The 9,756-nt window shown below is 38.6% G+C and carries 9 protein-coding genes and 1 other annotated feature; of the genes, 6 read left to right on the top strand and 3 right to left on the bottom strand.

The window, feature by feature from the left end; genetic code table 11:
- Positions 1 to 110: 110 nt before the first annotated feature.
- Complete coding sequence (locus ACERJO_RS04435; protein WP_373646689.1) at positions 111 to 404, bottom strand: hypothetical protein; 294 nt, start codon at positions 402 to 404, stop codon at positions 111 to 113.
- Positions 405 to 630: 226 nt separating this feature from the next.
- Here ACERJO_RS04435 and ACERJO_RS04430 point away from each other — a divergent pair, with 226 nt between their 5' ends.
- The 6 genes from ACERJO_RS04430 to ACERJO_RS04405 all read left to right on the top strand — a co-directional run bounded on the left by ACERJO_RS04430 (position 631) and on the right by ACERJO_RS04405 (position 7,676).
- On the top strand, positions 631 to 2,040 hold the full coding sequence (locus ACERJO_RS04430) for a Na+/H+ antiporter NhaC family protein (protein ID WP_373646688.1): 1,410 nt from the start codon (positions 631 to 633) through the stop codon (positions 2,038 to 2,040).
- A gap of 380 nt (positions 2,041 to 2,420) precedes the next feature.
- Complete coding sequence (locus ACERJO_RS04425) at positions 2,421 to 3,158, top strand: saccharopine dehydrogenase NADP-binding domain-containing protein (RefSeq protein ID WP_373646687.1); 738 nt, start codon at positions 2,421 to 2,423, stop codon at positions 3,156 to 3,158.
- 30 nt (positions 3,159 to 3,188) lie between these two features.
- Positions 3,189 to 3,476 carry a hypothetical protein gene (locus ACERJO_RS04420; protein ID WP_373646686.1) on the top strand — a complete coding sequence of 96 codons (288 nt, stop codon included), beginning with the start codon at positions 3,189 to 3,191 and terminating at the stop codon, positions 3,474 to 3,476.
- Positions 3,477 to 3,560: 84 nt separating this feature from the next.
- Positions 3,561 to 3,770 (top strand) — a binding site (T-box leader).
- 52 nt (positions 3,771 to 3,822) lie between these two features.
- Positions 3,823 to 5,490 (top strand): 2-isopropylmalate synthase, encoded by a 1,668-nt coding sequence (gene leuA, locus ACERJO_RS04415; RefSeq protein WP_373646685.1) that lies wholly within the window; start codon positions 3,823 to 3,825, stop codon positions 5,488 to 5,490.
- A 296-nt stretch (positions 5,491 to 5,786) separates the two neighbouring features.
- Positions 5,787 to 6,440: a pentapeptide repeat-containing protein gene (locus tag ACERJO_RS04410; RefSeq protein WP_373646684.1), complete on the top strand. Its 654-nt coding sequence runs from the start codon at positions 5,787 to 5,789 to the stop codon at positions 6,438 to 6,440.
- A 789-nt stretch (positions 6,441 to 7,229) separates the two neighbouring features.
- Positions 7,230 to 7,676: a GNAT family N-acetyltransferase gene (locus tag ACERJO_RS04405; protein ID WP_247104259.1), complete on the top strand. Its 447-nt coding sequence runs from the start codon at positions 7,230 to 7,232 to the stop codon at positions 7,674 to 7,676.
- 300 nt (positions 7,677 to 7,976) lie between these two features.
- Here the strand turns inward: ACERJO_RS04405 and ACERJO_RS04400 are convergent, their stop codons facing one another.
- Both ACERJO_RS04400 and ACERJO_RS04395 read right to left on the bottom strand, forming a co-directional pair.
- The gene (locus ACERJO_RS04400) at positions 7,977 to 8,954 is read right to left on the bottom strand and encodes an electron transfer flavoprotein subunit alpha/FixB family protein (RefSeq protein WP_373646683.1); all 978 of its coding nucleotides are present in this window, start codon (positions 8,952 to 8,954) and stop codon (positions 7,977 to 7,979) included.
- 13 nt (positions 8,955 to 8,967) lie between these two features.
- Entirely contained in the window at positions 8,968 to 9,732 is a 765-nt protein-coding gene (locus ACERJO_RS04395; RefSeq protein ID WP_373646682.1) for an electron transfer flavoprotein subunit beta/FixA family protein, read from the bottom strand.
- Positions 9,733 to 9,756 lie beyond the last annotated feature (24 nt).

The following is a 9,756-nucleotide window of genomic DNA, read 5'->3' as shown; positions in this document are numbered from 1 at the left end:
CACTTGTAAAGTAAAATTTTTTAGGAATCTAAGAAGTGTTTAACTTAAGAAGGGTGTAAGAGACGCGTTAGGGCTTTTGAACGAAACGACTATTAGTAGCATAAGGTGGCTTATTCCGTCACACTTACTCCACCATCCTCACTAATTTCAACAGTAGAATAACTTTTGAATGGTTCATTCGATATGATAGTTTGCTCTAGAGGCTCTTTTAGGCTGTGCATATAATCTTCATACGTTTTTCGATCTTTAATGATGTGATAGTAATACACCTTTGTTCCGTTAATCGTGTCAATCTCTTTAAATTGGATATTATTTGGGAATTTCTTATGAAACCATAGGCTTGCTTCATTATGATTGTGGAAATCTGGCATTTCCTCATACAATTCTAATAAATTTAGTTCCATTTTCTCCACTCCTTTTTCATAGGGACAAGCTCTCTCTCTTTCAACTACCTAACTGATTTACAGCTCCACATTCATTTTACTATAGAAATTCATTCTTTGTCCTTATGTACTACTAGTATATTCGAATTTCGATCTTTGTATGTGTGTGTATGTCTTTGTATAATTTATATTTTTGCTCACATGATAAAAAGGTTAAATGATGTCTAAAGAAGAATAGGTGAGCAGAATGGAATCAAGCTGGCTTGCGATTGTTCCTTTTTTATTTGTGATACCCATTGCGATTTATACGAAGCAAGTTCTCCCAGGTCTGTTCGTTGGTCTCTTAGTGGGCTCTTATTTAATCGAACCGACCTTTCTAGGTGGAGTTCAAGCAATGTTTGTTTATGTTGTTCAAGCGTTAATTGACCCAAATAATATTAAAATAATAGTCTTTCTATATTCGTTTTCTGGCTTAGTTGGTATGGTAAAAGTAACTGGTGGGATTAGAGGGTTTGTGGAGAAGGCTGCTGAACGAATTCATACGAGAAAGCAAGCGTTAGTTTTGACGTATGTGTCGACAATCGGGACCTTTAGTGCTCCGACATTTCGCTTTGTTACAATCGCACCGATTATGAGAGCTTTGTTGAAAAGAGTGAGAATGACGACTGCTGAATTAGGATTTATTATCGAAACGACAGCAACTCCTGTTATTGTCCTCATTCCAGTTGCAACGGCATTTGTCGGTTATATGGTATCTGTTATTCAAATGGCAACAGAGAATGAAGGGCTTGAAATCGATCCTTACTCTCTCTTTATTCAAAGTATACCTTTTAATTTTTTTTCCATTGTCATGATCGGCTTAGGGATTTATTTGAGCTTCTTTCATCGTGCAAAGAAAAAATCAACAGCACCTTTAGAAATAACAGATAGGGAAGAAGAGGATGATTGGCATGAATGTCATCCAGTCGTTTCAACGGAATTGCCGATTAAGCCGTGGAATTTGGTTCTTCCACTAGTTCTCGTTATCGGGTTGACTTTGTTTTTAACTTGGTGGGACGGGTATGAACGTGGAGTAGGGCCATTCGAAGCGTTTATTCGAGCGAACGTCCTTGATGCAATGGTGGTGGCGTTGCTGTTGACGACGATGATGACGATGGTATTTTATTTATTACAAAAATTTAAGCTGTCTGATTTAATTGAAAGCTTTGTGTTCGGTGGAAATGAATTAATGAGTGTCATTATTCTTCTTTCTATCGTTTGGGGATTGTCAGCTGTAACAGATGATTTGGGATTTTCTAGCTTTGTTACAGCTCATACTAGTTGGATTCCACCATTGTTTATTGCTCCGTTGATCTTCCTGTTTGGTGCTGCCGTTTCGTATTTTATCGGTTCCGCATGGGGAACGTGGGGAATTCTTATGCCACTCGGAATGGCTCTTGCGATAGCTGGTGACGTTTCATTCCCACTCGTTGTCGGTGCGGTCTTTGCAAGTGGTGCATTCGGAGCGTTTGCTTCACCGTTAAGTGATGATACGAATACAATTGCCAAAATATTAGGATTAACCGTTATTGATTATGCCAAGTATAAATTAAAACCAGCATTAATAGCCGCAGCGATTACGGCTGTTTTGTATACAGTTGTGACGTTTGTCGTTTAGTTAGCTAGTATATTTCCTGAGCACCTCCTCATATGCAAAACTGTATTGAATAAGGAGGTGCTATAATCGGTCTTGTGAAAGGAATGATAGTTGCTACTTGGATTTTTATGTTAATATGGTTAGCGTACGAGGTCAACTAGTAAGTCATATTAAGATTCATCATGAAATAGGTATACGATCGTTTTCTTAACAATACATATAGAATTTGTTCTGAATTTTGTTATATTTGTATGATGGGATGGCTGTCCCGTTCTCTATTGATGCATACGGAAGGTGTCATGAAGTAAATCAATTGAAAGGTACAATAGTTAACCGAAATGGCTCTCGTTTTGTTGGAGCTTATGCCTAATAGATTAGTAATGAAAGGTGAGCGATAGAAGATGAATAAGGTACTCGTCATAGAAGCTACTGGTATATTAGGGAAGCTGGTCTGTCAAGAGATACTTAGGCAATTGGATCGTTCACAATTAGTTGTAGCGGATTATCAGATAGAGAGAGGAAAACAATTAGCTCAATCGCTAAGTAATCAAACAGAGTTTTGTTATGTGGATATAACGAAGCGCGATAGTATCGAAGCTGCTATTTGTCAAGTAAATGTCGTTATCGTCGCATTAAAACAAAAAGAACCAGCTGTGCAGAAGCTTTGTATAGGGAGGGGAGTACACTGTATAGATGTGACTCCTTTTTCGTCGTTCACTAGTCAAGTAGAGCAATTACATAATTATGCTCTTGAAAAGAGAGTTTGTTCTATTACTATGTCTGGATTCTTTCCTGGATTATCTGCTTTAATGGTGAAGAAAGCAGTAAAACAATTTGATGAAGTGAGTAATGTTGATGTCGCATTGCTACAACATACAAATGCTAAAGCCGGAATAACGGGTATCATGGATATGCTTCAAATCATTTCAGAGCCTGTAACAAAAGAGAATCAGCTCACGTACACTGGATTTACAAGGCGTAAAAAACTTCCCTTCGGTGATTGTCAGACACTACGGTTTGTCAGAGAGATCCACCATGACGAAAAGGAATTTGTAGCTGAAAAGTTAGGTCTAGATTCGATTCATTATTGGACTGCTTGGAATAACGATTCCTTTAATCATTTACTTTTCATTTTATAAAAAATAGGCTTATTAAAGCGGCTCGTAAAAATGAAAAATCCAAGACTGTTGTCCCATTTCGTTAAGCATAATCAGTCGAAAGGTGAAGAAGCTTTTTTGACGGTTGAAGTGATTGGGATGATATCAGGTACGCGAAAAAAGAAGGCTTTGACATTATCAACACCTTCTGATTATCAAGTAACTGCAATGGCAACAGCTGCACTAGTTAACGTGATTAACAATCGTCATGCTGGAGTTGTTTTTCCATTTGAACTAACAGATGTCGATACAGTATTAAACATTATAAATTCGAAAAGCATCAGTTTAACCGAGTGTTAGAAATAAAAAGATTCTGTAAACCCCCTTGACAGATAAAACGATAAAGCGATAAAATGAGTAAAATTCAAAATTTCAAAAAGTTCTAAAAACGCGAGGATTGGGAGTATTAAGGAGTCCCTGTTGTGTAGAGAGCTGTCGGTTGGTGAAAGGCAGTCAACAGAATCCCCAACTTACCCAGGAGTGGTAAGGCTGATAAGGCCTTAACGGATAACGTCCGTAATCAGTTGTAGAGTGGATTTGCTTTCGCGAATCAAGAAGAGTGGTACCACGTAGGTTCAGCCTATCGTCTCTTAAGGAGATGGTAGGCTCTTTGTTTTGCTTTATTTTGAAGGAGAGGATGTTTGTCATGGAAAGTTATCGAAAGTATACACGAACGTATTTTATGCCTCCAGAAAAGAGTACAAATTGGATGGAGAAGGAATATGTAACAAAGGCACCTAAATGGTGTAGTGTCGATCTTCGTGATGGGAATCAGGCATTAATCGTCCCAATGAACTTAGAGGAGAAGCTTGAGTATTTTCAAACGCTTGTTGATCTAGGCTTTAAAGAAATTGAGGTCGGTTTTCCTGCTGCATCTGAGACAGAGTTCACCTTTTTGCGAACGCTTATTGAACAAGACTTGATTCCAGAAGATGTGACTATTCAAGTGCTGACACAAGCACGTGAGCATATCATTCGTAAAACGTTTGAATCGTTAAAAGGAACGCACAAGGCAGTCGTTCATTTATATAATTCAACTTCTGTTGCCCAGCGTGAGCAAGTATTCCGTAAGTCAAAAGAGGAAATTATTAATATTGCTGTTAAAGGAGCAGAACTTTTAAAGCAATGTGCTGAGGAGACGGAGGGAGAGTTTATTTTCCAATATTCTCCTGAAAGCTTTACAGGGACAGAAATTGACTTTTCACTGGAGATCTGTAATCGAGTGTTAGATGTTTGGAAGCCAACTGCAGCCAATAAGGTGATCATCAATCTTCCAGCAACCGTGTCACTTTCTATGCCACATGTGTATGCGAGTCAAATTGAATATATGAGTAATCACCTGAAATATCGTCATAATGTCATTGTATCGATTCACCCACATAACGATCGGGGTACAGGTGTAGCTGATGCAGAGCTAGGAATGCTTGCTGGTGCAGATCGTGTTGAAGGTACTTTATTTGGAAACGGTGAGCGTACAGGGAACGTTGATATTGTCACTCTTGCTCTAAATTTATTCTCACATGGTGTTGATCCAGAGTTAAACTTAAACAATCTTCCTCGTGTCATTGAAGTGTATGAGCGCATGACGAAAATGAAAGTACATGAACGTCATCCATACGGTGGGGAGCTTGTGTTCACAGCATTCTCAGGCTCGCATCAGGATGCTATTGCTAAAGGGATGAAATGGCATGAAACACATGAAGTTGATCATTGGACTGTACCTTATTTATTAATTGATCCAGCTGATATTGGCCGAGAATATGAAGGAGATATTATACGGATTAATAGTCAGTCAGGAAAAGGCGGTATTGCTTACGTATTGAAGCAAACGTACGGATTAGACTTACCACTACAAATGCGCGAAAGCTTCGGTTATCGAGTGAAGAATGTATCAGATCATCAAAACAAAGAGTTGAGCACCAAAGAAATTTATGGGATTTTTAAAGAAGAATACATTAATGTTGAAAACCCAGTTGAGTTTCTCCATTATACGTTAGGCGATCAAAGCTCATCATCTGTTAAAGTGAAGGTCAAGGTAGACGGGGAAGAGCTAGAATTAACTGGCATTGGCAATGGAACGTTAGATGCGATTAGTCAAATGCTTCAAGAAAGGCTACAAGTGCAATATTCAAATCTAGCTTATTCTGAGCATGCGCTAGAAGCAGGATCACAGTCTCAGGCCGTCTCATATGTTGGAATTACAGATGGAAATGACGAAGTCTTTTGGGGCTGTGGGATAGACGCTGATATTATGACATCATCCATTAGAGCATTATTCAGCGCTGTTAATAAACTCGTAATGGCGAGCCGGTAAAAGGAAAGGAAGAGTGATACTGACTAAAGGTATCGCTCTTTTGCTCATTGGCTTTGATTTCTTGCAAAGCGGATAAACATTCCGTTCTCAATTGGAGAGCTAGATGGCTACCATGAAGATGAGACAATTAATTGGGAGCTGTATACGTGTTACAGTGTAGTCCATTTTTTTAAAGCGTTAGCATGGGGTAGGAGGATGAGCGAAAAGCAGTTTCAATTATTGAAAATCTATTCATTGGATGTCCTTTTTTAAAGACGAATATACCATGGTCGTATGGTAATTTAGGAGGTGAATAAATGGCTAAAAAAATGAAAATAGATCAACCGAAATTACATACTAGCTTAAGAGAAACGTCTATACACGAACTATATAATGACGATGAACATGAATTAGTACAAGCGCAAATAGAAGGAGAGACGATTGAAGGTTTTTCCTTAAGAAAAGCAATTATGTCTAAAGTGCTTATTAAGAATATCACCATTCACAAAGCGAATCTTCCTGCAGTTGATCTGACAGATGTCGTATTTGAAAATTGTAACTTAGCAAATGCTAGTTTACGAGAAGGATTGATTCATCGAGTGACGTTTAAGGATTGTAAATTAACGGGGATTGATTTTTCAGGAGCTCACATTGGTCATGTCACTTTTGAGCAGTGCATCATTGATCTCAGTCAATTTACTGAAGCAACATTAAAGCAAGTACATTTTGAAAAGTCATCGTTAAAAGGCGCAAACTTTTACGGTTGTCAGTTTAAAAACGTTAACTATTCTAAAAGTGATTTAACGGATATTGATTTTATCGAGACAAGCTTAAAAAGTGTGGATCTAAGTACCTCGACCTTTGAGCAGCTTCATGTAAGCTTTGAGGCGTTACGAGGATGTAAAGTATCAAAGGAGCAAGCTGTCGGCTTTGCAAAATTACTCGGATTAGAGATTGTTGATCACTCGTGAAGTCTACTTTAGTGTAAGTTAAAGGGAAGAAATGATTTGGAATGCTGAAAAGAGCTTGATACTCCCAAGTTTTTAAGCGAAATATGAATTTTGTATTGGAACGTAAAGAAGCATAAGAATTAAAGGAGCCGGAGTCTAATGAGTTGAACCCGGCTCAACATGTTTAAAGAAATCCATCGAACGGCCCTCTCTCTATGAAATAAATAAGCTAATTGTTAGAAGGATGACTGTGACAATTCCTGGGTTTTTTAAGTTTTTCTTTTTCATTCTACATTCCCTCCTGAATGTGTCGTTCTTTTAATTACTTATATTCTAGCAAGATAATGTGAGGCTGTAAGAGGTTTCGTTAGGTAATATAACAAGCTTTTATGTGATTGAGATTTACTTCATATAGCTATTAATGATATGATTATAGAGAATAAAAAAAAGAAATTTCTAAACGATCGCCCTAACCATAATGATTGTTTTGTAATAATAAAAAGGAGCCAGGTTCCGTTTGAGGAATACTGGCTTCAACTTATACATGTTTTAGTTTTCCGTTTATGATGTAAATAAGCTAATCGTGAGAAGGATGACTGTAAAGATTCCTGGGTTTTTTAAGCCTTGCTTTTTCATTAAACGTTCCCTCCTGAATGTGACGCTCATTTGATTACTTACATCTTAGCAAGAATCTAGAAGGCTGTAAGGAGATGCGTTAGGTTATATGACAAGCTTTTTGTTTGTTATTACTAAAAGAGTAGAACTAGAATATGTATCGTTTCACTAAAATGAATAAGAGGGGGATATAAATTGGCAGTAACGATTACGTATGAAGCGATTGATCGACCATTAACGGATAAAGAATTAAATCAAGTAGATGTGTTACACAAAACGGTCTTCAGCTCGTCTCACTCAATTATTGATAAAATGACAGACAAGCCACGATTAATTGTCCATCTTGCTCTCCATCAAAGTAAACCAGTTGGTTATAAAATAGGCTATGAGCTGGAAAATAAGACTTTTTACAGTTGGCTAGGCGGGGTGGATCCAATCTATCGAAAGCGCGGAATAGCGGCAAAGCTATTGGAAAAGCAACACACAACTTTAAAAGAGCTGGGTTATGAGAAAGTCCAGACGAAAACGATGAACAGATGGCGACAAATGCTTTTGTTAAATATAAAAATGGGTTTCGATGTAATCCGAACATATACGGATGATAAGGGTAGGCACAAAATTGTGTTGGAGAAGAAGTTGTGAGGTGAGAGATTGCAAAGCAAATAAATCGCTAAGATTCGATTGACAAATCAATCGATGAAGCAGCTTTTGGGAATCGCTATGGAATCTTATTTTTATTACCTGGAACTCTTTTACTTGTTTAAATCCAATTTTCACAAATGCCAAAATGAATAAAAAATCAAACATTTTGAAAATAACCATCCATCAGAAAAATTTATGATGGATGGTTATTTGAGGGTCTCTTATGATGAGGTGTAAAATAAGATTGCATCTTGGTAGCGGTCGATTTTCCGCTTTCTTTTGGAAAGATACGTTTTTATTTCACGATTCCTCTTTCAATACCTTTCTAAACTCCTCTGTTAATAACGGTACTATCTCGAATAAATCACCGACAATTCCGTAATCAGCTATTGAAAAAATCGGCGCATCAGGGTCTTTATTGATAGCAACAATGACCCGTGATTGACTCATTCCAGCAACATGCTGGATGGCTCCACTAATCCCACAGGCGATGTAGAGTTCAGGAGTGACAACTTTTCCTGTTTGCCCAATTTGTAATGAGTAATCGCAATAGTTTGCATCACAGGCTCCACGAGATGCACCAACAGCACCATTTAAAACGTCGGCTAATTGTTTAAGTGGTTTAAAGCCATCAGCACTTTTAACGCCTCGCCCGCCGGCTATGACTATTTTTGCTTCGGTTAAGTCAATCTTTCCAGTTGTTTTTTGGACAATGTCTTTAATTGTAGATTGTAAAGATGGAGGCTGCTTAAACGGTACATTCTTTACTTGAGCAACGTTCCCTCTTGATGTACTTGCTGATAAATTGTTTGGTCGAATCGTTAAAACCCACGGTGAGTGGTGGAATGTCTTTTTTTCAAATGCTTTTCCAGCATAAATAGGACGTGTAATGACAATATGTTCTTCATCACATTCAATTGAAGTAGCATCAGAGATTAGCCCTGCATCTAGAGCTGCAGCAAGCATCGGTGCAAGATCACGTCCGATTGCTGTATGTCCACAGATGATACCGGTAGGCTGGCATTCTACGAGGACATCACTCAAAGCATGAACATAAGACTCAGGAATGTAATGAGCTAAGGAATGATCATCAATTGTGAAAATCGTATCAAGCTCATAGGCCGATAATGTTTCGACGACTGTCTCAAGCTTGTGCCCAATGACGACAACGTTAATAGAGCTAGCATCGACGATTTGTGCTGCTACAATCGCTTCGAAAGTCACTTGGCGGAGCACGCCATTTCGGTGTTCCGCAATTATAAGAGTCGTTTGGCCCACAATTATTCCCCCTTTACAAATGTATTTGTTCTTGTAGCTTAGCGATCAAAGATTTGACCTGATCATCTGGAGCTCCATTTAGACGTACGCCAGCTGTTTTTTTCGGTGGTAGGAAGACAGTCTGTTGTGTCGTTTTGGCGATTAAGCCATCAGAAGCTAAGTGAAGGTCATCAATTAGGAGCTCCTTTAAAGGCTTGCGCTTTGCTTTCATAATCCCAGGCAAGCTAGGGTAACGGGGCTCATTTAACCCTTGTTGAGCGGTGAATAGAGCTGGTAACGTTACGTTAATCGTTTCGAGGTCCCCTTCAGCGTCTCGTATGACTTGGGCTGTACCTTCCTGTATAGAAAGTGAGGTAATCGAGCTGACATGCGGGAGATTGAGTGCGTGAGCAAGACGAATAGCCACTTGCCCGTCACCATTATCAATGGAAAAGTAGCCTCCAAGTATGAGGTCAATATCTTTGTTTTGTAAAAAGGCTGACAGTACTTTCGCTATGCAGCTTGCATCTTCTGGTATATCGTCATTTAAGAGATGAATGGCTTCATCAGCACCCATAGCAAGAGCTGTTCGCAATGCATCACTTGTTCGTTTTGGACCAACAGAAAGAACCGTTACGTTTCCGCCATGCTCATCTCGTTGGCGAATCGCTTCCTCGACTGCGTATTCATCATATGGATTGATGACAAATTGAGCATCGTCCTCTGTTATGATTCCGTTTTCAATAATGATTTTTTCCTCAGTATCAAACGTTTGCTTCAGTAACACAAAAATATTCATGTCTGACACTCCTCTCCTTCTTAA

Source organism: Halalkalibacter sp. AB-rgal2 (assembly GCF_041821005.1).
Classification (GTDB): domain Bacteria; phylum Bacillota; class Bacilli; order Bacillales; family Bacillaceae_D; genus Halalkalibacter.
Note: the sequence above shows the minus strand (reverse complement) of the source record. Positions and strands in the feature narration are given on the sequence as shown.

Excerpts from the sequence above, each read along its gene's own strand:
- ACERJO_RS04435 (WP_373646689.1), bottom strand. The coding sequence starts at position 404 with ATGGAACTAAATTTATTAGAATTGTATGAGGAAATGCCAGATTTCCAC.
- ACERJO_RS04430 (WP_373646688.1), top strand. The coding sequence starts at position 631 with ATGGAATCAAGCTGGCTTGCGATTGTTCCTTTTTTATTTGTGATACCC.
- ACERJO_RS04425 (WP_373646687.1), top strand. The coding sequence starts at position 2,421 with ATGAATAAGGTACTCGTCATAGAAGCTACTGGTATATTAGGGAAGCTG.
- ACERJO_RS04420 (WP_373646686.1), top strand. The coding sequence starts at position 3,189 with ATGAAAAATCCAAGACTGTTGTCCCATTTCGTTAAGCATAATCAGTCG.
- leuA (WP_373646685.1), top strand. The coding sequence starts at position 3,823 with ATGGAAAGTTATCGAAAGTATACACGAACGTATTTTATGCCTCCAGAA.
- ACERJO_RS04410 (WP_373646684.1), top strand. The coding sequence starts at position 5,787 with ATGGCTAAAAAAATGAAAATAGATCAACCGAAATTACATACTAGCTTA.
- ACERJO_RS04395 (WP_373646682.1), bottom strand. The coding sequence starts at position 9,732 with ATGAATATTTTTGTGTTACTGAAGCAAACGTTTGATACTGAGGAAAAA.